The organism is Pseudomonas sp. GL_091, assembly GCF_057837725.1.
On sequence record NZ_CM174451.1, the window covers coordinates 5,942,154 to 5,964,679 of the forward strand.

Sequence of the window (22,526 nt, forward strand, 5' to 3'; positions counted from 1 at the left end):
ATGCCTCAAAATCAACTAGTTATGTTCTAGACGCGGAACACAAACATTCTTATTCCGATTAATTTTCATTTAAGTTTCAATAACTTAGGTTTGACACTCTTAAATACGCGGCTCAAACTCTGCTCTATTGACAGCTAATACAGGGCAGGACCCCATCATGAAAGGCGACGTTACAGTCATCCAGCATCTCAACAAGATCCTCGCCAATGAACTGGTCGCGATCAATCAATATTTCCTGCATGCGCGCATGTATGAAGATTGGGGCCTGAACAAGCTCGGCAAGCACGAGTACCACGAATCCATCGACGAGATGAAGCACGCGGACAAGCTGATCAAGCGCATCCTGTTCCTTGAAGGCCTGCCGAACGTCCAGGACCTTGGCAAGCTGCACATCGGCGAACACACCAAGGAAATGCTGGAGTGCGATCTGCGTATCGAGAAAACTGGCCATGCCGATCTGAAAGTAGCCATCGCGCATTGCGAAACAGTTGGCGACTTCGGTAGCCGTGAGCTGCTTGAAGATATCCTCGAGTCCGAAGAAGAACATATCGACTGGCTGGAAACCCAGTTGGGCCTGATCGATAAAATCGGTATCGAGAACTACCTGCAATCGCAGATGGGCGAAGACGAGTAAGTTCTACGTCATTAATCTCGATGCAATAAAAAGCCCCGCCCTCTTTCGAGTGGCGGGGCTTTTTGTTGCCCGGGCTTCAGGTTTGACCGAAATCCGGGCAGAAGCGAATCAGGCTTCGGTCTTTGGAGCGGCTGCCTTGGCGGCGGCGTCCTTGATCAGGCTCTGCAGCGAACCGTCAGCAGCCATTTCAGTCATGATGTCGCTACCGCCGACCAGCTCACCGGCAACCCACAGCTGTGGGAAGGTTGGCCAGTTGGCGTATTTTGGCAGGTTGGCGCGGATTTCCGGGTTCTGCAGGATGTCCACGTACGCAAACTTTTCGCCACACGCCATCACGGCCTGCGCGGCTTTCGCGGAGAAGCCGCACTGCGGGGCATTCGGCGAGCCTTTCATGTAAAGCAGAATGGTGTTGTTGGCAATCTGCTCTTTAATCGTTTCGATGATATCCATGGAGCACCTCGGCTGAACTTTCCGACTCATGGGTCGGCACGGTGGCGCATTGTAACGGAAAGCCGAGCGCCCTGCTCGGTCTCTCCGTCAGACTGATTCAAGCCGCCGCTACGGTCACCGGCACGCCATTGAGCGCGGCATTCCCCGACAATTCGTCAAGCTGGCAGTCGTCGGTCAGGTCGTTGGCGCTGGAGCCCGGCTGGCTGCTGGCAATCGTCATTTGCACGCCCGGCCGCGCATGGCCCCAGCCGTGAGGCAGGCTGACCACGCCTTTCATCATGTCCAGAGTGCCAAGCACTTCGACCTCAATCACCCCCACCCGCGAACTGACCCGCACACGTTGCCCATCGCTGAGCCCGCGACTGGCCAAATCGTCCGGATGCATCAGCAACTGGTGACGTGGCTTGCCCTTCACCAGCCGATGATAGTTATGCATCCATGAGTTGTTGCTGCGTACATGCCGGCGGCCAATCATCAACAACTCGTCGGCGGCCGGCGCCTGCAAGGCTGCGAAGCGCGCCAGGTCAGCGAGAATCGCGGCCGGCGCGGCCTGGATGCGTTGATTGGCAGTCTTCAGGCGTGGCGTCAGGTTAGGCTTGAGCGCCCCCAGATCGACGCCATGGGGATGATCGAACAAAGTCGCCAACGACAGCTTGTGCTCTGACATGTCGCCGTACATCCCCATGCGCAGACCGCGATCGATCATTTGCGCAGGGGCGATGGTGGGCTTCAGTTCTTTGCCGGTCCTGGCGGCAAATGCCTTGGCCAGCCCGACGAAGATCTCCCAGTCGTGCAATGCACCTTCGGGCTTGACGAGGATGGCGCGGTTGAAGCGGCTGACGTTGCGCACCGCAAACAGGTTGAACGTGGTGTCGTAATGGTCGTTTTCCAGCGCCGATGTGGACGGCAGGATCAGGTCGGCGTAACGCGTGGTTTCATTGATGTACAGGTCGATACTGACCATGAACTCCAGTCCGTCCAGCGCCTGCTCGAGCTTTCGGCCATTGGGCGTGGACAGCACCGGATTGCCTGCCACAGTGATCAACGCCCGGACTTGCCCTTCCCCTTCGGTGAGCATCTCTTCGGCCAGTGCCGAGACAGGTAATTCTCCGGCGTATTCCGGGCGACCGGAGACCCGGCTCTGCCACATATTGAAATGCCCACCCGAGGTCGTCGCCACCAGATCCACCGCCGGCTCAGTGCACAAGGCACCACCCACACGATCGAGATTGCCGGTAACCAGATTGATCAACTGCACCACCCAGTGGCACAGCGTACCGAAGGCCTGGGTCGAAACACCCATGCGGCCATAGCAGACCGCACTCGGTGCCGCGGCGAAGTCTCGCGCCAATTGGCGGATCTGTTCGGCCGGTACAGCGCACAACGGACTCATGGCCTCGGCAGTGAACGACGCCACGGCCTCCCGCACGTCCTCCAGGCCGTCTACCGGCAGATGGCTGTCGCGGGTCAGACCTTCTGCGAACAAGGTATTGAGCATGCCGAACAACAGCGCGGCATCACCACCCGGGCGCACGAATAGATGCTGATCGGCAATCGCCGCCGTTTCACTAAGGCGAGGATCGACCACCACCACTTTGCCGCCCCGGGCCTGTATCGCCTTCAAGCGTTTTTCCACATCCGGCACGGTCATGATGCTGCCGTTCGAAGCCAGTGGATTGCCGCCCAGGATCAGCATGAAATCAGTGTGGTCGATGTCCGGGATCGGCAGCAACAGACCGTGGCCGTACATCAAATGACTGGTCAGGTGATGGGGCAATTGATCGACCGACGTCGCGGAAAACCGGTTGCGGGTTTTCAACAGGCCGAGGAAGTAATTGCTGTGGGTCATCAGCCCGTAATTGTGCACGCTCGGATTGCCCTGATAGACCGCCACGGCGTTTTGCCCGTGACGCTCCTGAATGGCGGCGAGGCGTTCGGCGACCAGATTGAATGCCGATTCCCACTCGATGGGCTGCCACTCATTGCCCACCCGCTGCATCGGCTGATGCAGGCGATCCGGATCGTTCTGAATGTCTTGCAGGGCCACGGCCTTGGGGCAGATGTGCCCACGGCTGAACATATCCTGAGGGTCGCCCTTGATCGAAGTGATCTGGACGTTACCGCCTTCGCCCTTGGTGGTTTCGATGGTCAGGCCACAGATGGCTTCGCACAAATGGCACGCACGGTGATGGAGAGTCTTGGTCATGGCCAGTTTCTGTCTTGTTATGGGCGGGCAGCGTTGGCCGCGGAAACAAAACTATGGCGCCAGACCCGACACTGCGCCAGCGACGTTCGTCTTGTGAATCGAGGGTTATCAGGCCAGCCGATAGCCATCAGAGTTCAGTTCGAAGGCAGCCTGGGCAGCGCCTGCAACTGGATTTCCTGAAGGGTTTCAATCGGCCCGTGGGGGCCCTGCACGCCGCTCAGTTCGTCGATCAGGCGCCAGCGTTCGTCGAGCCCGGTGCTGATGAATGACAGGTCAGAAACCGACTGTCAGCGCACCATTGCCGCCCCGCCTGATTGCCAAGCCCCGAGAGGCCGGTGTACAAATGAACCACTGCTATCAGGAAACAGACTTCAAAAGCGCTACCTCGGTGAACCCGTAGCACCTCTGAAACTCCCTAAAAACTGTAGCCCTATTGGTAAGACGCGACATTTAATTATAAGATCGCGCCTTCCCCTATTTCGTCGCCCCGTGCGGCTTACGCCGCAGGTCTCGCCCGTTGTTCCGTTAACAAGGCTTTGAGCATCTGCGGTTTGTAGCAAAAAGGTAGTCAATGATGAGCGCAAGGCACTTTCTCTCCCTGATGGATTGCACGCCCGAAGAGCTGGTCAGCGTGATCCGTCGAGGCGTTGAGCTCAAGGACCTGCGTAACCGCGGCGTACTGTTCGAGCCTCTGAAAAACCGCGTCCTGGGAATGATTTTCGAGAAATCCTCGACCCGTACCCGGATCTCCTTCGAGGCCGGCATGATCCAGCTCGGTGGCCAGGCGATCTTCCTGTCGCCCCGTGACACCCAACTAGGCCGTGGCGAGCCGATCGGCGACTGCGCCATCGTCATGTCGAGCATGCTCGATGCGGTGATGATCCGTACCTTTGCCCACAGCAACCTGACCGAATTCGCCGCCAACTCCCGCGTACCGGTGATCAACGGCCTGTCCGATGACCTGCACCCGTGCCAGCTGCTGGCCGACATGCAGACCTTCCTCGAACACCGCGGCTCCATCCAGGGCAAGACCGTGGCCTGGATCGGCGACGGCAATAACATGTGCAACAGCTATATAGAAGCGGCGATCCAGTTCGACTTCCAGTTGCGCGTTGCCTGCCCGGAAGGCTACGAACCCAACCCGGTGTTCCTGGCCAAGGCCGGTGATCGGGTCACCATCGTTCGCGATCCGAAGGAAGCCGTGCGTGGTGCACACCTGGTGAGCACCGACGTCTGGACCTCCATGGGCCAGGAAGAGGAAACCGCCAAACGCCTGCAACTGTTCGCACCGTACCAGGTCAACCGCGCCCTGCTCGACCTGGCCGCTGAAGACGTGCTGTTCATGCACTGCCTGCCGGCGCACCGTGGCGAGGAAATCAGCGTCGACCTGCTCGACGACAAACGCTCGGTGGCCTGGGATCAAGCCGAAAACCGTCTGCACGCGCAAAAAGCCCTGCTCGAGTTCCTCGTCGAACCAGCGTACCACCACGCATGAGCCAGCCATTACTGCTTAACCTGCGCAACCTCGCCTGCGGCTATCAAGACCAGCGTGTGGTACAGAACCTCAACCTGCACCTGAACGCAGGCGACATCGGTTGCCTGCTGGGCTCGTCGGGCTGCGGCAAGACCACTACCCTGCGGGCGATTGCCGGTTTCGAACCGGTTCACGAAGGCGAAATCCAACTGGCTGGCGAAACCATCTCCAGCGCCGGTTTCACCCTCGCTCCGGAGAAACGTCGCATCGGCATGGTGTTCCAGGACTACGCGCTGTTTCCGCATTTGAGCGTGGCCGACAACATTGCCTTCGGCATTCGCAAGCATCCGCAAAAGGATCGCGTCACCGAAGAGCTGCTGGAACTGGTCAACCTGAAGAACCTCGGCAAGCGTTTCCCCCACGAGCTTTCCGGTGGTCAGCAGCAACGTGTCGCACTGGCTCGCGCACTGGCGCCGGAACCGCAATTGCTGTTGCTCGACGAGCCGTTCTCCAACCTCGATGGCGAATTGCGCCGCAAGCTCAGCCATGAAGTACGCGACATCCTCAAGGCCCGTGGCACCAGCGCGATTCTGGTGACTCACGACCAGGAAGAAGCCTTCGCGGTCAGCGACCACGTTGGGGTGTTCAAGGAAGGTCGCCTGGAACAGTGGGATACGCCCTACAACCTCTACCACGAACCGCTGACGCCCTTTGTGGCCAGCTTCATCGGCCAGGGTTATTTCATTCGCGGTCAGTTGAGCAGCCCGGAATCGGTACAAACCGAGCTGGGTGAGTTGCGCGGCAATCGGGCCTACACCTGGCCGGTGGGCGGCGCAGTGGATGTGCTGCTGCGCCCGGACGATATCGTCTATGCGCCGGACAGCCCACTGAAGGCGCGAATTGCCGGCAAGACGTTCCTGGGTGCATCGACCCTGTATCGCTTGCAGTTGCCGACCGGCGCACAGCTGGAATCGATCTTCCCGAGCCATGTCGATCGTCAGGTTGGGGCGGATGTGGGTATTCGTGTCGCGGCTGAACACCTGGTGCTGTTCCAGGCGTCCGGCAGCACGGCGGCGCAGATTCCTGCTGTTGAATCAGGTGTCCGGCGTTACAGCCCCGCTAACTGATACACACGAAACAATTGTGGGAGCGGGCTTGCTCGCGAAGGCGGTGTGCCAGTCAACGCTAATGGCAACTGATTCACCGCCTTCGCGAGCAAGCCCGCTCCCACACTGGATTTGCGTTAGCCCAACATCAGCGTTCCACGCGCCACGAGCGTCGCATTCCCGCCGATCTTCACCCGATCGCCTTCCAGCCGGCAGAACAATTCCCCGCCCCGTGCCGAACGCTGACAAGCCGTCAGGCTCGACTTACCCAATCGCTTCGACCAGTACGGAATCAGGCTGCAATGGGTCGATCCGGTGACTGGATCCTCGTTGATGCCGATCGCCGGCGCGAAATAACGGGACACGAAATCGTGCTGATTGCCTCGTGCCGTCACGATAGCGCCCAGCCACGGCAATTTCGCCAGGGCCACCATGTCCGGCTTGCAGTTGAGTACCGCTTGCTCGGACTCCAGCACCACAAACAGCTCATTCGAGCCCAGCACATCGACAGCCTCAACACCGAGGGCACGCTCGACATCCAGGGTCACGCCGATTTCCGAGGGGATGATCGACGGGAAATCCAGCCACAGGCGCCCCCCTTCACGGGTAACGCTCAACGGGCCGGACTTGCAGGTGAAGTCCAGTCGCTCGACAGGCTCTTTATAGATCTCGAACAGCACATAGGCGCTGGCCAGCGTCGCGTGACCGCACAATGGCACCTCGGTGGTCGGCGTAAACCAGCGGATGTGCCAGCCCTGCCCTTCACGCACGACAAACGCCGTTTCGGCGAGGTTGTGCTCGGCGGCAATCTTTTGCATCAACTCATCGGCGAGCCAGGTATCGAGCCGATAGACCATCGCCGGATTACCGCTAAATGGCTGATTGCTGAACGCGTCGACCTGATGAAACTCAAGCTGCATAACCTTCTCCCTTTGTCAGACCGTCGAGCATGCCGCGCTGGCCCAGCCGGCACCAGTGACAGAGCAGGCTGATTTTCACCATACAGCGCTGCACCTGCTTCGATGCTCACGCACGGCCGATATCGGCAAACTTCGCTTGGGTGTGTTCGGCCAGCACCGCCGGTGCCAGTTCGACTTCCAGTCCACGCCGACCCGCACTGACAAAAATGCTGGCGAAGGGCTGGGCCGAATTATCAATGAAGGTACGCAATCGCTTTTTCTGCCCCAGCGGACTGATCCCGCCCAACAAATAGCCAGTAGAGCGCTGCGCTGCCGCCGGGTCGGCCATTTCGACCTTTTTCACGCCCGCGGCGTGGGCCAGCCCTTTCAAGTCCAGGCTGCCGACAACCGGCACCACGGCCACCAGCAACTCGCCCTTTTCGCTGGCCGCCAGCAAGGTCTTGAACACCTGAGCCGGATCGAGCCCGAGTTTTTCCGCCGCTTCCAACCCGTAGGAGGCGGCCTTGGGGTCATGTTCGTAACTGTGTACGCGATGTTCGGCCCGAACCTTTTTCAACAAATCCAATGCGGGGGTCATGACAGCTCCAGACTGGGCGGCAGAAGAAAAATACTGCGCCTGATTCTAGGACATTGATCGTTAAAAGGCTCTACAGCGGCGCTGTCCATAACGCCATTGCCTGGCCACCCCATTCCCCAATGGCTCGCTCATTCATGCAGCGAATAGTTTTTTTGTGACCGACGGTTCACTTTCGACCTTTGACAGCAGCGTTTCTTGTCTATATTTTTTCGTTTCTGAAACTGTACGAAACGTCCTACCGCTGCACCCAGCAGTAAACCGCGACCAGGATGGGGATCCTGCCTCGGTGAAAACCGCGCTCCGACCATGATGGAAAAAGCGCCAGACAACAAAAAAAATGAGGTTTCAATGACAACTGCTTTACAACAACCGTCGCTCTCGAGCCAATGCATGGCCGAGTTTCTGGGTACAGCGCTGCTGATCTTTTTTGGTACAGGTTGCGTTGCCGCGCTCAAGGTCGCGGGTGCCAGTTTTGGCTTGTGGGAAATCAGCATTATCTGGGGCGTCGGTGTCAGCATGGCGATCTACCTTACCGCCGGGGTTTCCGGGGCTCATCTGAACCCTGCCGTCAGTATTGCCCTGAGCATTTTCGCGGACTTCGAAAAACGTAAATTGCCTTACTACGTACTCGCTCAAGTGGCGGGTGCCTTCTGTGGAGCGCTGTTGGTTTACACGCTCTACAGCAATCTATTCTTCGAATTCGAACAAACGCACCACATGGTTCGTGGCACTCAAGCCAGCCTTGAATTGGCCTCCGTGTTCTCCACCTTCCCGAATCCTGTGCTGTCCACCGCCCAGGCATTTCTGGTCGAGGTGATCATTACAGCCATCCTGATGGGCGTGATCATGTCCCTGACCGATGACAACAATGGCCTGCCCAAAGGCCCGCTGGCACCGCTGCTGATCGGCCTGCTGATTGCTGTGATCGGCAGTTCGATGGGACCGCTGACCGGTTTTGCCATGAACCCTGCGCGGGACTTCGGCCCTAAACTGATGACTTTCTTCGCTGGCTGGGGTGAAATTTCCTTCACCGGCGGACGCGATATTCCGTATTTCCTGATTCCTGTTTTTGCACCGATTGTCGGTGCCTGCCTCGGTGCTGCAGCCTATCGTGGGTTGATTGCCCGCCATCTGCCCAGCGCCGTACCTGCTACAAAGGATGCAACAGCTGCCATTGACGGCAAACCCAGAACTTCTTGATACCGTTGGCGCGTGCCCCAGCCCTTTGATCGCGCGCCAGACCTCACTCCCTTATTTCGTCCAAGGCAATCGACATGACCGACACACAGAATAAGAACTACATCATTGCCCTCGATCAGGGTACGACCAGCTCCCGCGCGATCATTTTCGACCGCGACGCGAACGTGGTCTGCACCGCCCAACGGGAGTTCGCTCAGCATTACCCGCAAGCCGGCTGGGTTGAGCATGACCCGATGGAAATCTTCGCCACCCAAAGCGCCGTAATGGTCGAGGCCCTGGCACAAGCCGGCCTGCACCACGACCAGGTAGCAGCCATCGGCATCACCAACCAGCGCGAAACCACCGTCGTCTGGGACAAGAACACCGGCCGCCCGATCTACAACGCCATCGTCTGGCAGTGCCGACGCAGCACCGAGATCTGCCAGCAACTCAAGCGCGATGGCCACGAGCAATACATCAGCGACACCACCGGCCTGGTCACCGACCCGTATTTCTCCGGCACCAAGCTCAAGTGGATCCTCGACAACGTCGAAGGCAGCCGCGAACGCGCGCGCAACGGTGAACTGTTGTTCGGCACCGTCGACAGCTGGCTGATCTGGAAATTTACCGGCGGCAAGGTGCATGTCACCGACTACACCAACGCTTCGCGCACCATGCTCTTCAACATCCACACCCTGGAGTGGGACGCGAAGATGCTGGAGGTGCTGGATATTCCGCGCGAAATGCTGCCGCAAGTTAAATCGTCCTCGGAAATTTATGGCCGTACCAAAAGCGGCATCGCCATCGGCGGCATCGCTGGCGACCAGCAAGCCGCCCTGTTCGGCCAGATGTGCGTAGAGCCAGGCCAGGCGAAAAACACCTACGGCACTGGCTGCTTCCTGTTGATGAACACCGGAGACAAAGCCGTGAAATCCCAACACGGCATGCTCACTACCATCGCCTGCGGCCCACGTGGCGAAGTCGCTTATGCGCTGGAAGGCGCGGTGTTCAACGGCGGCTCTACCGTGCAGTGGCTGCGTGACGAACTGAAGATCATCAACGACGCCCACGACACCGAATACTTCGCCAACAAGGTCAAGGACAGCAACGGCGTGTACCTGGTGCCGGCCTTCACCGGTCTTGGCGCTCCCTACTGGGACCCGTACGCCCGTGGCGCACTGTTTGGCCTGACCCGCGGCGTCCGCGTGGATCACATCATTCGTGCTGCGCTGGAGTCGATTGCCTACCAGACCCGCGACGTGCTCGACGCCATGCAGCAGGACTCCGGCGAACGCCTCAAGGCCCTGCGCGTGGACGGCGGTGCAGTGGCGAACAATTTCCTCATGCAGTTCCAGGCCGACATCCTCGGCACGCAGGTCGAGCGCCCGCAAATGCGCGAAACCACGGCACTGGGTGCGGCTTACCTGGCAGGCCTGGCCTGTGGCTTCTGGGGCAGCCTGGAAGAGTTGCGCGGCAAGGCAGTGATTGAGCGCAAGTTCGATCCGACGCTGGATGAAACGGCGAAGGAAAAACTCTACGCAGGCTGGAAAAAAGCGGTCAGCCGCACCCGCGATTGGGCGGCTGAAGACGAGGCCGAATAAGCCAAGACGCAGGCTCGTATCTGTATGTAACTGGTCGGGAGCGGATTCCTGCGGCATCATGGGCAAATTTTGCACGGCAGCCCAAAGGACGCCCCATGAATCTGCCTCCCCGTCAGCAGCAAATCCTCGAACTGGTTCGCGAACGCGGCTATGTCAGCATCGAGGAAATGGCCACGTTGTTCGTTGTTACCCCGCAGACCATCCGCCGCGACATCAACCAGCTCGCGGAAGCCAATTTGTTGCGTCGCTACCACGGCGGCGCGGCTTACGACTCCAGCGTTGAAAACACCGCCTACGCCATGCGCGCCGATCAGATGCGCGATGAAAAACAGCGTATCGGCGAAGCCATTGCCGCGCAGATTCCCGACCATGCCTCGTTGTTCATCAACATCGGCACGACCACCGAATCCATTGCCCGGGCACTGCTCAATCACAATCATCTGAAGATCATCACCAACAACCTGCACGTCGCCTCCATGCTCAGCGCCAAGGACGACTTCGATGTGCTGCTGACCGGCGGCAACGTGCGGCGTGACGGCGGTGTGGTGGGTCAGGCCAGTGTCGACTTCATCAATCAGTTCAAGGTCGACTTCGCCCTGGTCGGCATCAGCGGCATCGATGAAGACGGCAGCCTGCTGGACTTCGACTATCAGGAAGTGCGGGTATCCCAGGCGATCATCGCCAATGCCCGGCAAGTGATCCTCGCGGCCGACTCCAGCAAGTTCGGGCGCAACGCCATGATTCGCCTGGGGCCGATCAGCCTGGTCGATTGCCTGGTCACCGATCAGCAGCCTTCCCCGGCGCTGGCGCAGCTGTTGACCCAGCACAAGGTTCGGCTGGAAGTCGTTTAAGCACACCGCTCCCCTGTGGCGAGGGGGCTTGCCCCCGTTGGGTCGCGAAGCGGCCCCCCAAACCATTCAACCGAGATCATTCAGATTCACTCGGTCAACTGCAATTGCGACGGCTTCGCCGTCGAACGGGGGCAAGCCCCCTCGCCACAAAAGCAGCCTGCAACCTTTCAATGTTCGTAAATTTTCCTTTAACGGCCCTTCGATGAGTTTTTTCAATCGAAGCTGACTGGCTGTGCGCGTCTTTATGGGCTAGTATTTTCGCAAATGAACATTAATGTTCGAATTCAAATACAGAACATCAAAGAATTCCGAGGCCGCGCCGATGCCCACTTCCACCTTGCCTACGCCCCCTCTCGCCGAGATCTACGATATCGCCGTCATCGGTGGCGGGATCAATGGCGTGGGGATCGCAGCGGATGCCGCCGGTCGCGGTCTCTCGGTGTTCCTTTGTGAAAAGGATGACCTGGCCAGCCATACCTCGTCGGCCAGCAGCAAGCTGATTCACGGCGGCCTGCGCTACCTCGAACATTACGAATTCCGCCTGGTGCGTGAAGCCCTGGCCGAACGTGAAGTGCTGTTGACCAAGGCACCGCACATCGTCAAGCAAATGCGCTTCGTGTTGCCACATCGCCCGCACCTGCGCCCGGCGTGGATGATCCGCGCCGGCCTGTTCCTCTATGACAACCTGGGCAAGCGCGAGCAACTGCAAGGTTCGAAAAGCCTGAAGTTCGGCCCCGACAGCGCGTTGAAAAACGAGATCACCAAGGGCTTCGAATACTCCGATTGCTGGGTCGACGACGCGCGCCTGGTGGTGTTGAACGCCATGGCCGCCCGGGAAAACGGCGCCCACGTTCACACCCAGACCCGCTGTGTCAGCGCGCGTCGCACCAAGGGCCTGTGGCACCTGCACCTGGAACGCGCCGATGGCAGCCTGTTTTCGATCCGCGCCAAGGCATTGGTGAACGCGGCCGGGCCATGGGTCGCCAAGTTCATTCGCGATGACTTGAAGATGGAATCTCCATACGGCATCCGCCTGATCCAGGGCAGCCACCTGATCGTGCCGAAACTGTACGAAGGCGAACACGCGCACATCCTGCAAAACGAAGATCAGCGCATCGTGTTCACCATTCCGTACCTGAATCACTTCACCCTGATCGGCACCACCGACCGCGAGTACACCGGCGATCCGGCGAAAGTGGCAATTACCGACGGCGAAACCGATTACCTGTTGAACGTAGTCAACGCCCATTTCAAAAAGCAAATCAGCCGCGACGACATCCTGCACAGCTACTCCGGTGTGCGCCCGTTGTGCAACGACGAATCCGACAACCCGTCGGCCGTGACCCGCGATTACACCCTGGCGCTGTCTGGCACTGGCGAAGAGGCTCCGTTGCTGTCGGTGTTTGGCGGCAAGCTCACGACCTATCGCAAACTGGCCGAGTCGGCGCTGGCGCAACTGGCACCGTACTTCAAGCACATCAAGCCAAGCTGGACCGCCAGCGCCACGCTGCCGGGCGGTGAAGACATGACCACCCCGCAAGCCTTGAGCTCGCGTATCCGCGACAAATTCGACTGGGTACCGAGCGAGATCGCTCGCCGCTGGGCCACCACCTATGGCAGCCGTACCTGGCGCATGCTCGAAGGCGTACAGGACCTCAGCGATATGGGCGAGCACATCGGCGGCGGTCTCTACACCCGTGAAGTCGACTATCTGTGCAGTGAAGAATGGGCCACCAGCGCCCACGACATCCTCTGGCGTCGCAGCAAGCTCGGCTTGTTCACGACGGTAGCCGAGCAGGAAAAGCTCAAGGGCTACCTGAACCAAGTCGAGCAGAACCGCAGCAAGATCGAAGCCGCCTGATCGGTCCGCCGCATAAACAAAAGCCCCTGAATCTCACGATTCAGGGGCTTTTGTTTATCGATGGATTTCAGTCGCGCAAATCCGATTCATGAATCGGCTGCTCACGGTGAGTCGCCCGCTGATATTGCGCCGGCCATACGGCCTTGTGCCCACCCAGATCGTCATCTGCATGCAGCGCCCAATACGGATCACGCAACAACTCACGGGCCAGGAAGATGATGTCCGCCTGACAGGTGCGCAGGATGTGCTCGGCCTGGGCCGGCTCGGTGATCATGCCAACGGTGCCGGTGGCCATGCCCGACTCCTTGCGCACACGTTCGGCGAAGCGGGTCTGGTAACCGGGCCCTGTGGGAATCTCCGCATTCACCGCCGTCCCGCCTGACGAGACGTCGATCAGGTCCACCCCCAGGTCTTTCAGGCGGCGCGCCAACTCCACGGTTTCATCGGGGTTCCAGCCGTCTTCCACCCAGTCGGTGGCCGAGACCCGGACAAACACCGGCAACTCTTCAGGCCACACCGCACGCACCGCTTCGGTGACCTGCAGCACCAGCCGAATGCGATTTTCGAACGAACCGCCATATTGATCGCGACGCTGATTGCTCAACGGCGACAGGAACTGATGCAGCAGGTAACCATGGGCCGCGTGCACTTCGACCACCTTGAAACCGGCCGTCAGTGAGCGCTTTGCCGCATCGACAAAGGCCTGGATCACCTTGGCGATCTCGCCGTCATCGAGTTGCCTGGGTTGGGTGTGCTGTGGATCGAATGCAATCGGTGAAGGGCCGACCGGCACCCAGCCGCCCTCATCGGGCTTGACGCTGCCATGCTTGCCGAGCCACGGCCGGTAGGTGCTGGCCTTGCGCCCGGCATGGGCCAGCTGAATGCCGGCAACGGCGCCCTGGGCGGTGATGAAGCGGGTGATGCGTTGCAGGGGTTCAATCTGTTCGTCATTCCACAGACCGAGGTCCTCGGCCGTGATACGCCCGTCGGCGGTGACCGCCGTGGCTTCGGTAAACACCAGCCCGGCCCCGCCGACAGCGCGGCTGCCGAGGTGGACCAGGTGCCAGTCATTGGCCAGGCCATCGGCGCTGGAGTACTGGCACATCGGCGATACCGCGATGCGGTTGGGCAGGGTCAATTGACGAAGGGTAACGGGTTCAAGCAGCAGACTCATGGGGCACCTCTCGAATCAGTGGGCAGGCTCCAGGTTCTGTTTGAATAGTCGACGAGTGACAGGAAAAAGGTACAACACCCGCCCCCGCGGGCAAAAAATTCGACAAGACGTCACAAGGCCAAAATCAAGCAGTGTTTAGAGCCTAGTCGACATCGAAGGATGTCGCCCCCTTGTAGGAGCGAGCTCGCTCCGGGCGGCGTTCCGACGATGGACGACAGGACACCGCGGGGTATCAGGTTCCCAGCGCCATCGTTCACGTCCATCGCGAGCGAGCTCGCTCCTACAGGTGTGGGCTCAACGCGGTTCGATGTGGGCAATCATCAGTTGAACCGTCTCGTTGCCACGAAACTCGTTGAGGTCGAGCTTGTAGGCCAGTTCCACCCACTTGATGGTCGGATTCGGCCAGATGTCGCGGTCGATCCCGAAGGCAATGCCGTCGAGCTTCACCGAACCACACTCACTTTTGAGCACGACTTTAAGGTGCCGTTCGCCAACGACGCGCTGCTCGACCAACTGGAACACCCCATGAAACAACGGTTCCGGGAAGTGCTGCCCCCAAGGGCCGGCATGGCGCAGGGCACGAGCCAGTTCCAGGTGGAACTCTTCCACTGCCAGGGTGCCGTCCGACAACAGGCGGCCTGTCAGGTCTTCTTCGCGCAGTTGCCGGCGCACTTCAGCGTCAAAGGCTTCGGCAAACAAGGGAAAACTCGCTTCCGGCAGCGTCAGGCCGGCTGCCATCGCGTGGCCACCGTACTTGGTGATCAGATTCGGATGCTGCGCCGCCACCACGCTCAAGGCGTCGCGAATGTGAAAACCCTGGACCGAACGCCCCGAGCCCTTGAGCAGACCATCCCCGGCATCGGCAAAGGCGATGGTCGGGCGGAAATAGCGCTCTTTCATCCGTGACGCGAGGATACCGATGACGCCCTGATGCCACTCGGGATCGAACAGGCACAAGCCGAACGGCATCGACTCCACCGGCAGATCCTTGAGCTGCGCCAGCGCTTCACGCTGCATGCCTTGCTCGATGGACTTGCGGTCCTGGTTCATGCCGTCCAATTGAGCAGCCATCTCACGGGCCAGACCTGCGTCTTCGGTCAGCAGGCATTCGATGCCCAGGCTCATGTCATCCAGGCGCCCCGCCGCGTTCAGGCGCGGGCCGACAATGAAACCCAGATCGGTGGAGGTAATGCGCGCATGATCGCGCTTGGCCACTTCGAGGATCGCCTTGATCCCCGGCCGGGCACGTCCGGCGCGAATCCGTTCCAGGCCCTGGTGCACCAGAATTCGGTTGTTGGCATCCAGCGGCACCACGTCGGCCACGCTGCCCAGAGCCACCAGATCGAGCAGTTCGCCGATATTCGGCTGCGGTTTGCTTGTGTACCAGCCCTGCTCGCGCAACCGCGCACGCAGGGCCATCAGCACATAGAAAATCACCCCGACACCGGCCAGCGCCTTGCTCGGAAACTCGCAACCGGGCTGGTTCGGATTGACGATGGCATCGGCCAGCGGCAGCTCGTCACCGGGCAAGTGGTGGTCGGTGACGAGTACCTTGAGCCCGGCCTTTTTCGCCGCTGCCACGCCTTCGACGCTGGAGATGCCGTTGTCGACGGTGATCAGCAAATGCGGCTGACGCTCAAGCGCCACCGCGACGATTTCCGGTGTCAGGCCGTAGCCGTAGTCGAATCGGTTGGGCACCAGGTAATCGACATGTGCCGCCCCCAACAGACGCAGACCCAGCGTGCCCACGGTGCTGGCTGTCGCGCCGTCGGCATCAAAGTCGCCGACGATCAGAATGCGCTGGCGCTGTTCGAGCGCGGCCACCAGCAGATCCACGGCGGCATCGATGCCCTTGAGTTGCTGGAACGGAATCAACCGCGCCAGGCTCTTGTCCAGTTCCGCCTCGGACTGCACGCCCCGCGCTGCGTACAGGCGGGTCAACAGCGGCGGAATATCACCGAGGAATGGCAGGGTGTCGGGCAGCTGGCGAGGTTCGATGCGCATGGGGTGAAAGATGCTTCTCTTCAATACGTAGGATAAAACCGGGTGACGCGGGGCATCGGCGAAAAATCAGCCGCGCTCACCGGCCAGCCACTGCAACTGGACTTCGTGCTGACCACGGTCGTCGGTGACGAAGATCGTCCCTTCGCTGATCATCACGTCCCACTTGATGACGCGAGGCATGTCCTTGGCCAGGGTTTCCAGGACTTCCTGAGGCACGGCAGCGATATTGACGTTCTTCAGGTTTTTCACCGCCGGCACCACTTTGCCTTCCCACACGCGCAGGCTGCCATAGGCCAGCAGGCTGGTGCGTTCAGTGCGACGCGAGCACCAGGTCAGGCGCTCGGCATCCGGCTGGCCGACTTCGATCCAGTGCAGGACGCGGTCATCCAGGCTTTTTTCCCACAAGGCCGGTTCATCCACTTCTGACAGACCACGGCCAAAAGACAGCTGCTCGTTGTACCAGAGGGCGTAGGCCAGCAAGCGCACGGTCATACGCTCTTCGGTTTCCGAAGGGTGACGGGCGATGGTCTGCTTCACGCTCTCATAGACGCTGCGGTCGAGGTCGGTGAGGTTCAGTTCAAACTTGTAGGTCGTGGACGGCTGGGCCATGAACGGGCTTCTTGATACGAGGAAAGGCGGCAAGTCTAACCGATGCGACGGGCAATCCACGAATTGAACACAATCAAGCTGGAGCGTCGGACAGTCGGCTATGCTAAAACGCTCTATTCGCCCAACCTTTGCCCCACAGGATCCAGCATGCCGTTCACCGCCAAACCGCTTTCCGGTCTGAAAGTCATTGAATTGGGCACCTTGATTGCCGGCCCGTTTGCCTCGCGCATTTGCGCTGAATTCGGTGCCGACGTGATCAAGATCGAATCCCCGGACGGCGGTGATCCATTGCGCAAATGGCGCAAATTGTATGAAGGCACTTCGTTGTGGTGGTTCGTCCAGGCCCGCAACAAAAAGTCCCTGACCCTCAATCTCAAGCACCCCGACGGTCAGGCGATCCTGAAACAGCTGCTGGGTGAAGCCGACATCCTGATCGAAAACTTTCGTCCCGGCGTCCTGGAAAAACTCGGCCTGGGCTGGGACGTCCTGCACGCCTTGAACCCGAAACTGGTGATGGTGCGGCTGTCGGGTTTCGGCCAGACCGGCCCGATGAAAGATCAGCCCGGCTTTGGCGCGGTCGGTGAATCCATGGGCGGCCTGCGCTACATCACCGGCTTCGAAGACCGGCCACCGGTGCGCACCGGCATTTCCATCGGCGACTCGATTGCCGCGCTCTGGGGCGTGATCGGCGCGTTGATGGCCCTGCGTCATCGTGAAGTCAACGGCGGCCAGGGGCAAGTGGTGGACGTGGCGCTGTACGAAGCCATCTTCGCGATGATGGAAAGCATGGTCCCGGAGTTCGACGTGTTCGGTTTCATCCGCGAACGCACGGGTAATATCATGCCGGGCATCACCCCGTCCTCGATCCACACCAGCGCCGATGGCAAGCACGTGCAGATCGGCGCCAATGGCGACGCGATTTTCAAACGCTTCATGCTGATCATTGGCCGGGAAGACCTGGCTAACGACCCTCTGCTTGCCAGCAACGATGGCCGCGATGCCCGACGCGACGAGATTTATGGCGTCATCGATCGCTGGGTCAACTCGTTGCCACTGGACAGGGTGCTGGCACAGCTCAATCAGGCCGAGGTGCCGGCCAGCCGGATCTTCAGCGCCGAAGACATGTTCAATGACCCTCAGTACCTGGCGCGGGAAATGTTCCTGCAAGCCAAGCTGCCGGACGGCAAAGACTTCAAGATGCCGGGCATTGTGCCGAAACTCTCAGAGACACCCGGTGAATGTGAATGGGTCGGACCGCAACTGGGTGAGCACAACGCGCAGGTACTCCAGGAACTTGGCTATGACGCGATACAGATCGCACAGTTGCGCAAAGACGGAGCCATCTGAACGGAGGCACCTGCCTGCATGGGCCATTGGACACTGCCCGTCGCGCGGCGGGTGGTTACTGTGCTTGTTGGCGACATTGTTCCTGCTCCTTGAACCGGTCCCGTCAGCCCTGGCGCAAACCAAGGAAACCCTGATCTGGCTCAAGCGCGACCTGCCGCCGCTGACGATCTTCGACGGGCCGAAAAAGGGCCAGGGCGTTATCGATCAACTGCTTCTGTTGTTGATTGCCGGCATGCCGCAATACCAGCACAGCGTGATGAGGGTCAATCGCGCGCGTGGATTGCAAATGCTCCACGAACCGTCCCTCGTCTGCGACGCGGCGCTGAACTGGAGCAAGGAACGGGAACAGTGGATTGCCTTTTCCATCCCGGTCTTCCGCGCCATGAGCAATGGCCTGGCCGTGCGGCGCGTTGACCAGAAAGTGCTGGCACCCTTTATCAAGGACGGCGAAGTGGACCTGGCAGAGCTGCTCGCCAGCGGCAGCGAAAAGCTGGGGATCATTGCCGAGCGCAATTACGGCGAATACCTCGACGGGCTGCTCAAGCAAGCGCCAGCCGACGCGCTGACCGCACATTACGGCAACGACGCCTTGGGCAGCCTGCTGCAGATGCAGCGCCTGGGACGCTTGCGCCTGCTGTTGGGTTATCGCCCGGAAATTCGCTACCAGGCCTCTCTGCAAGGCATTGCTGAGGATGAATTGCAGTTCTATCCGATCCGTGGCACGGGCAAGTACCTGTCCGGTTACATCGGTTGCACCGACACGCCAAAGGGCCGGCAGGCCATTGTCGAGATCAACCAGGTGCTGCGCACCCTTCCCCGCGAACGCCTTGACGAGGCCTACGCCGCCTGGCTGGATCCGGAGAGTCGCAGCGATTACCTGAAAGACACCAAGGCGTTTTTCGACAATCTGGCGCAGCCATGACAAATCCCGGGCAAAAAGAAACCCCGAGAAGTGGGGAGACGACTCGGGGTTAAACATGGCCTGCCTGGAGACCAGTAGCAGCAAGCTACAAGCACCGGAGCACAATGCTCGATCCTGCTGTTACAAGGTCTGACTGACCTGGGCGCGGGAAGGTTCCCACAAATATCCGTTCAATTGCGTCTGGCCAGAAGCTTGTCCTTTGCCGCATTACGCAATGCCGCGATGACACAAGGCTCAAGGCGTCCTTCAGCGATCAGCACGTCGCGATGCAAACCGTCGACCACATCCGTCAGCAGGCGTTTGTCATTCAACTGGGCCTGATTGAACTCGTGCTCGACCACGGTCGCGCCGATAGCATTCTTCAGGGTCACCCGGCATTCGCCACGAATGCCTGACGGGGTCAGTGTGACCTGATACGGGCTCAGCGCCTCACCGAGCAACAAACTGATACTTTCCATCCCGATCACCACTCAATAGTCCGAAAACAACGTGCCTGGGGCATGCCTACAACAGATGACCGCTGGCCCGAGAAGAAAGTTCTGGATACTGACAGCAGGCGAACCTGCAACCCAGTCAACAGAGCATGCACGGCGAACATGACAGAGAAAAAACCCAACCATCACGTCTGTCGGGTACGCCGGGCGATGTCGGCCCAGCCCCCCAACAATCCTCGTAGCTGGCCATCGGCCGTGTAAAACGGCACTGTCCACTGGTAGATATCCCTGACACCGTCCTTGAACATCAATTGACGCTCGAAGAAGCGCGTCCTGCGTGTACTCAATTGCGCCAGGAACTCGGCATGCAGCAATTCCGCGGTTTGTCTGGGCATGACATCGACCTCGATCAACTGCCGCCCCTGCATCCGGTCAAAACGCGTCGACAAGGCGTCCTCATAACTTTTGTTGCACATGATCAAACGCCCTTGCAGATCACGGACAAACATCGGGTCAGGCATGGCATCCATCAGGGCATGCTGGAATGCGAGCTGATCGCGCAGACTGCTTTGGGCCTCGACCCGCTGCCTGACCACCACCGCCAACCGCCGATTCCAGAGCAGGGACAACAGGCCGAACAGGCTGAGCACAAACATGCCCCAGCAGACCCACTGGTCAAGCTGCGGCCAGAAGCCAGGCGCCTGTGGCACGGTATCGCCACCGAACCATTTCAGGCGAAGGTCGCGCAGCTCCTGCGCAGGAAACGCCTCAAGCGCCTTGTTGAGGATACTCAGCAACTGCGGCTGACCTTTGCGCACCACCAGATAATCCGCATCCCATTTGCCCGGCACCACAGCCCCGACCTGCAACCGGCCCGACGGAAAAAGCCGGGCGCCGATTTCGTTTTCGATGGTGACGTAGGCTTCGTCGCTTTCCACCCAGGCACGGGCTTCGGCGTAGGTTTTAACCGAACGCAATTCGATGGATGGATAATCGCGACGGATCACTGCTTCCAGCGCATGCCGGGTCGGCAGCACCAGTACCCGCTTCGCCAGATCCTCCAGCGACTGCACCGGCGGCGCCCCGGCCTGCCCGACAAAGACCCATCCGGCACCGCCGAACGCATGGCTGAAATCGAGAAACGCCTTGCGTTCGTCATTCATCGACAGGGTCGTACTCAAATCCGCCGCGCCGCTTTCCAGATGGGCCAGCATCTGATCGGTGGAAAAAGACTGTTCGTAAACGAACTGCAACCCTGTCATGTCGCTGATGCGCTTGAGCAGGTCACTGTTCAAGCCCGTCCATTGGCCATGTTCATCCTTGAACAGGTACAACGGGTATTCCAGTGCCGTGACCACGACCCGTGGATGGCTGGCCATCCATTGCAACTCCTGGTCATCCAGCACGACCATTGAACGTGCGACAGACTTCCCACGCTCCTGAGTCGATGCAGGGCTCGCCCCTCCCCATTGGGCAACACCCAGGATGCCGAGCAAAAACAGCCAGCGCACAACTGACTTGAACACACTTGTAAACAGCATTCCCACGTCCTTGGTGATTCACTCGCCTGTCCTTTCGCGGCGATAACACGACAAGTGTGCATGCAGAAATGAAAAAGCCCGTCAGGAGACGGGCTTCAAAATGTAACAGCGCTGACCGGTTACAGCGGCTTGCCGCGGTTACCATGCTGACTGACAAAGGCCTGCACGGCCTTCAGGTCATTTGGCAAAACGGTGCAACGTTCGTCTCGTTCAAACAAATCAGAAAGATGCACAGGCAGTTCGAGAGCTTTTCCTACACCGGCTTTTTCCACGGCGTCCGGGAATTTTACCGGGTGGGCGGTGCCCAGGATCACCATTGGAATGTCCAGGCTACGGCGGCATTCCCGCGCGGCTTTGACACCGATAGCGGTGTGCGGATCCAGCACTTCACCGGTCTGCTCGTAGACTTCGGCGATGGTTTCGCAGGTTTGCGCGTCATCCACGGCCAGCGAGTCGAACAACTTGCGGGCTTCGGTCCAGCGCTCTTGCTCGACGCTGAAACCGCCGCCCTGCTTGAACGAATCCATCAGCCCGGCGATTGCCGCGCCGTTGCGACCATGCAGGTCGAACAGCAGGCGTTCGAAGTTCGACGACACCATGATGTCCATGGACGGCGACAGCGTGGCGTGCAGGGTTTCCTTGACGTACTGGTTGCCGCTCATGAAGCGATGCAGGATGTCGTTGCGGTTGGTGGCGACGATCAACTGGTTGATCGGCAGGCCCATGTTGCGCGCCAGGTAACCGGCGAAGATGTCGCCGAAGTTGCCGGTCGGTACCGAGAACGACACCGAACGCGCCGGGCCACCCAACTGCAGGGCCGCGTGGAAGTAGTAGACGATCTGAGCCATGATCCGCGCCCAGTTGATCGAGTTCACCGCCACCAGGCGAGTGCCCTTGAGGAAACCCTGGTCGGCGAAGCTTGCCTTGACCATTTCCTGGCAGTCATCGAAGTTGCCTTCGATGGCGATGTTGTGGATGTTCTCACCGAAAATGGTGGTCATCTGCCGACGCTGCACTTCGGACACACGGTTGTGCGGATGCAGAATGAAGATGTCGACGTTTTCGCAGTGTTTGCAGCCTTCGATGGCGGCCGAGCCGGTGTCACCGGAGGTGGCACCGACGATCACCACGCGCTCGCCGCGCTTTTCCAGCACGTAGTCGAGCAAACGACCCAGCAATTGCAGGGCGAAGTCCTTGAACGCCAGGGTCGGCCCGTGGAACAACTCCAGCACCCATTCGTTGCCGTTCAGCTGACGCAGCGGCGCAACGGCGCTGTGGGCGAACACGCCGTAGGTGTCTTCAAGAATTTTTTTGAAATCGGCGTCAGGAATGCTGCCGGTGACGAACGGGCGCATGACGCGAAAAGCCAGCTCGTGATACGGCAGACCGGCCCAGGAAGCGATTTCTTCCTGGGTGAAACGTGGCAGGTTTTCCGGGACGTACAGACCGCCGTCGGTGGCAAGGCCTGCCAGCAGGACGTCTTCGAAATTCAGGGCCGGTGCCTGGCCGCGGGTACTGATGTAGCGCATAGGGGCAAACCTTCGGTTTGGGCTTCAAGCTTCAAGCTTCAAGCTGCAAGTTCAAAGCACCGAGGCTTTTAGCTTGCAGCTTGCAGCTGACGGCTTGCAGCTGCTTC

The 22,526-nt window shown here is 59.7% G+C and carries 19 protein-coding genes; 9 read left to right on the forward strand and 10 right to left on the reverse strand.

The window, feature by feature from the left end:
* Positions 1-157 precede the first annotated feature (157 nt).
* Positions 158-634, forward strand: a complete 477-nt coding sequence (gene bfr / locus AC3ITY_RS27005) for a bacterioferritin (RefSeq protein WP_007985870.1) — start codon at positions 158-160, stop codon at positions 632-634.
* 108 nt (positions 635-742) lie between these two features.
* Here bfr and grxD read toward each other — a convergent pair whose 3' ends face one another.
* Positions 743-1,084: a Grx4 family monothiol glutaredoxin gene (gene grxD, locus AC3ITY_RS27010; RefSeq protein ID WP_007971318.1), complete on the reverse strand. Its 342-nt coding sequence runs from the start codon at positions 1,082-1,084 to the stop codon at positions 743-745.
* Positions 1,085-1,181: 97 nt separating this feature from the next.
* Complete coding sequence (locus tag AC3ITY_RS27015) at positions 1,182-3,290, reverse strand: molybdopterin oxidoreductase family protein (protein ID WP_489306038.1); 2,109 nt, start codon at positions 3,288-3,290, stop codon at positions 1,182-1,184.
* Between the two features lie 574 nt (positions 3,291-3,864).
* Here AC3ITY_RS27015 and argF point away from each other — a divergent pair.
* Both argF and AC3ITY_RS27025 read left to right on the forward strand, forming a co-directional pair.
* Complete coding sequence (gene argF, locus AC3ITY_RS27020; RefSeq protein WP_223532204.1) at positions 3,865-4,785, forward strand: ornithine carbamoyltransferase; 921 nt, start codon at positions 3,865-3,867, stop codon at positions 4,783-4,785.
* A complete protein-coding gene (locus tag AC3ITY_RS27025; protein ID WP_489306039.1) occupies positions 4,782-5,891 on the forward strand; it encodes an ABC transporter ATP-binding protein in 1,110 nt (369 codons plus the stop codon). The genes argF and AC3ITY_RS27025 overlap by 4 nt, the downstream gene beginning before the upstream one ends.
* A gap of 116 nt (positions 5,892-6,007) precedes the next feature.
* On the opposite strand, the gene AC3ITY_RS27030 is transcribed toward AC3ITY_RS27025, so the two are convergent.
* Positions 6,008-6,790, reverse strand: coding sequence for a PhzF family phenazine biosynthesis protein (locus AC3ITY_RS27030; RefSeq protein WP_489306041.1), 783 nt, complete (start codon positions 6,788-6,790; stop codon positions 6,008-6,010).
* A 106-nt stretch (positions 6,791-6,896) separates the two neighbouring features.
* Positions 6,897-7,367, reverse strand: coding sequence for a Cys-tRNA(Pro) deacylase (gene ybaK / locus AC3ITY_RS27035; RefSeq protein ID WP_007971306.1), 471 nt, complete (start codon positions 7,365-7,367; stop codon positions 6,897-6,899).
* Positions 7,368-7,715: 348 nt separating this feature from the next.
* On the opposite strand from ybaK, the gene AC3ITY_RS27040 reads away from it, so the two are divergent.
* The 4 genes from AC3ITY_RS27040 to glpD all read left to right on the forward strand — a co-directional run bounded on the left by AC3ITY_RS27040 (position 7,716) and on the right by glpD (position 12,859).
* A complete protein-coding gene (locus tag AC3ITY_RS27040; protein ID WP_489311019.1) occupies positions 7,716-8,567 on the forward strand; it encodes an MIP/aquaporin family protein in 852 nt (283 codons plus the stop codon).
* 74 nt (positions 8,568-8,641) lie between these two features.
* On the forward strand, positions 8,642-10,147 hold the full coding sequence (gene glpK, locus AC3ITY_RS27045; protein ID WP_489306042.1) for a glycerol kinase GlpK: 1,506 nt from the start codon (positions 8,642-8,644) through the stop codon (positions 10,145-10,147).
* A gap of 95 nt (positions 10,148-10,242) precedes the next feature.
* Positions 10,243-10,998, forward strand: a complete 756-nt coding sequence (locus AC3ITY_RS27050) for a DeoR/GlpR family transcriptional regulator (protein ID WP_489306043.1) — start codon at positions 10,243-10,245, stop codon at positions 10,996-10,998.
* A gap of 322 nt (positions 10,999-11,320) precedes the next feature.
* Positions 11,321-12,859, forward strand: a complete 1,539-nt coding sequence (glpD, locus tag AC3ITY_RS27055) for a glycerol-3-phosphate dehydrogenase (protein ID WP_489306044.1) — start codon at positions 11,321-11,323, stop codon at positions 12,857-12,859.
* Between the two features lie 67 nt (positions 12,860-12,926).
* On the opposite strand, the gene AC3ITY_RS27060 is transcribed toward glpD, so the two are convergent.
* The 3 genes from AC3ITY_RS27060 to AC3ITY_RS27070 all read right to left on the reverse strand — a co-directional run bounded on the left by AC3ITY_RS27060 (position 12,927) and on the right by AC3ITY_RS27070 (position 16,646).
* The gene (locus AC3ITY_RS27060; protein WP_489306045.1) at positions 12,927-14,033 is read right to left on the reverse strand and encodes an NADH:flavin oxidoreductase/NADH oxidase; all 1,107 of its coding nucleotides are present in this window, start codon (positions 14,031-14,033) and stop codon (positions 12,927-12,929) included.
* A 294-nt stretch (positions 14,034-14,327) separates the two neighbouring features.
* Positions 14,328-16,037: a single-stranded-DNA-specific exonuclease RecJ gene (gene recJ / locus AC3ITY_RS27065; protein WP_489306046.1), complete on the reverse strand. Its 1,710-nt coding sequence runs from the start codon at positions 16,035-16,037 to the stop codon at positions 14,328-14,330.
* Positions 16,038-16,103: 66 nt separating this feature from the next.
* The gene (locus AC3ITY_RS27070) at positions 16,104-16,646 is read right to left on the reverse strand and encodes a YaeQ family protein (RefSeq protein WP_007971297.1); all 543 of its coding nucleotides are present in this window, start codon (positions 16,644-16,646) and stop codon (positions 16,104-16,106) included.
* Positions 16,647-16,793: 147 nt separating this feature from the next.
* On the opposite strand from AC3ITY_RS27070, the gene AC3ITY_RS27075 reads away from it, so the two are divergent.
* Complete coding sequence (locus AC3ITY_RS27075) at positions 16,794-17,993, forward strand: CaiB/BaiF CoA transferase family protein (protein WP_489306047.1); 1,200 nt, start codon at positions 16,794-16,796, stop codon at positions 17,991-17,993.
* Positions 17,947-18,915: a TIGR02285 family protein gene (locus AC3ITY_RS27080; protein ID WP_489306048.1), complete on the forward strand. Its 969-nt coding sequence runs from the start codon at positions 17,947-17,949 to the stop codon at positions 18,913-18,915. Before AC3ITY_RS27075 ends, AC3ITY_RS27080 begins: the two co-directional genes overlap by 47 nt.
* A gap of 170 nt (positions 18,916-19,085) precedes the next feature.
* Here AC3ITY_RS27080 and AC3ITY_RS27085 read toward each other — a convergent pair whose 3' ends face one another.
* The 3 genes from AC3ITY_RS27085 to thrC form a co-directional block, all read right to left on the reverse strand.
* Positions 19,086-19,373 (reverse strand): DUF3509 domain-containing protein, encoded by a 288-nt coding sequence (locus AC3ITY_RS27085; RefSeq protein ID WP_489306049.1) that lies wholly within the window; start codon positions 19,371-19,373, stop codon positions 19,086-19,088.
* 161 nt (positions 19,374-19,534) lie between these two features.
* Complete coding sequence (locus tag AC3ITY_RS27090; protein WP_489306050.1) at positions 19,535-20,890, reverse strand: transporter substrate-binding domain-containing protein; 1,356 nt, start codon at positions 20,888-20,890, stop codon at positions 19,535-19,537.
* Between the two features lie 119 nt (positions 20,891-21,009).
* Positions 21,010-22,419, reverse strand: a complete 1,410-nt coding sequence (gene thrC, locus AC3ITY_RS27095) for a threonine synthase (RefSeq protein WP_489306051.1) — start codon at positions 22,417-22,419, stop codon at positions 21,010-21,012.
* Positions 22,420-22,526 lie beyond the last annotated feature (107 nt).

Bases quoted from the DNA above. Each gene is read 5' to 3' on its own strand.
- recJ (WP_489306046.1), bottom strand. From the start codon at position 16,037: ATGCGCATCGAACCTCGCCAGCTGCCCGACACCCTGCCATTCCTCGGT.
- glpD (WP_489306044.1), top strand. From the start codon at position 11,321: ATGCCCACTTCCACCTTGCCTACGCCCCCTCTCGCCGAGATCTACGAT.
- grxD (WP_007971318.1), bottom strand. From the start codon at position 1,084: ATGGATATCATCGAAACGATTAAAGAGCAGATTGCCAACAACACCATT.
- AC3ITY_RS27015 (WP_489306038.1), bottom strand. From the start codon at position 3,290: ATGACCAAGACTCTCCATCACCGTGCGTGCCATTTGTGCGAAGCCATC.
- AC3ITY_RS27090 (WP_489306050.1), bottom strand. From the start codon at position 20,890: ATGCTGTTTACAAGTGTGTTCAAGTCAGTTGTGCGCTGGCTGTTTTTG.
- argF (WP_223532204.1), top strand. From the start codon at position 3,865: ATGAGCGCAAGGCACTTTCTCTCCCTGATGGATTGCACGCCCGAAGAG.
- AC3ITY_RS27070 (WP_007971297.1), bottom strand. From the start codon at position 16,646: ATGGCCCAGCCGTCCACGACCTACAAGTTTGAACTGAACCTCACCGAC.
- AC3ITY_RS27060 (WP_489306045.1), bottom strand. From the start codon at position 14,033: ATGAGTCTGCTGCTTGAACCCGTTACCCTTCGTCAATTGACCCTGCCC.
- thrC (WP_489306051.1), bottom strand. From the start codon at position 22,419: ATGCGCTACATCAGTACCCGCGGCCAGGCACCGGCCCTGAATTTCGAA.
- bfr (WP_007985870.1), top strand. From the start codon at position 158: ATGAAAGGCGACGTTACAGTCATCCAGCATCTCAACAAGATCCTCGCC.
- AC3ITY_RS27030 (WP_489306041.1), bottom strand. From the start codon at position 6,790: ATGCAGCTTGAGTTTCATCAGGTCGACGCGTTCAGCAATCAGCCATTT.
- glpK (WP_489306042.1), top strand. From the start codon at position 8,642: ATGACCGACACACAGAATAAGAACTACATCATTGCCCTCGATCAGGGT.
- AC3ITY_RS27080 (WP_489306048.1), top strand. From the start codon at position 17,947: ATGACGCGATACAGATCGCACAGTTGCGCAAAGACGGAGCCATCTGAA.
- AC3ITY_RS27025 (WP_489306039.1), top strand. From the start codon at position 4,782: ATGAGCCAGCCATTACTGCTTAACCTGCGCAACCTCGCCTGCGGCTAT.
- AC3ITY_RS27085 (WP_489306049.1), bottom strand. From the start codon at position 19,373: ATGGAAAGTATCAGTTTGTTGCTCGGTGAGGCGCTGAGCCCGTATCAG.
- ybaK (WP_007971306.1), bottom strand. From the start codon at position 7,367: ATGACCCCCGCATTGGATTTGTTGAAAAAGGTTCGGGCCGAACATCGC.
- AC3ITY_RS27075 (WP_489306047.1), top strand. From the start codon at position 16,794: ATGCCGTTCACCGCCAAACCGCTTTCCGGTCTGAAAGTCATTGAATTG.
- AC3ITY_RS27040 (WP_489311019.1), top strand. From the start codon at position 7,716: ATGACAACTGCTTTACAACAACCGTCGCTCTCGAGCCAATGCATGGCC.
- AC3ITY_RS27050 (WP_489306043.1), top strand. From the start codon at position 10,243: ATGAATCTGCCTCCCCGTCAGCAGCAAATCCTCGAACTGGTTCGCGAA.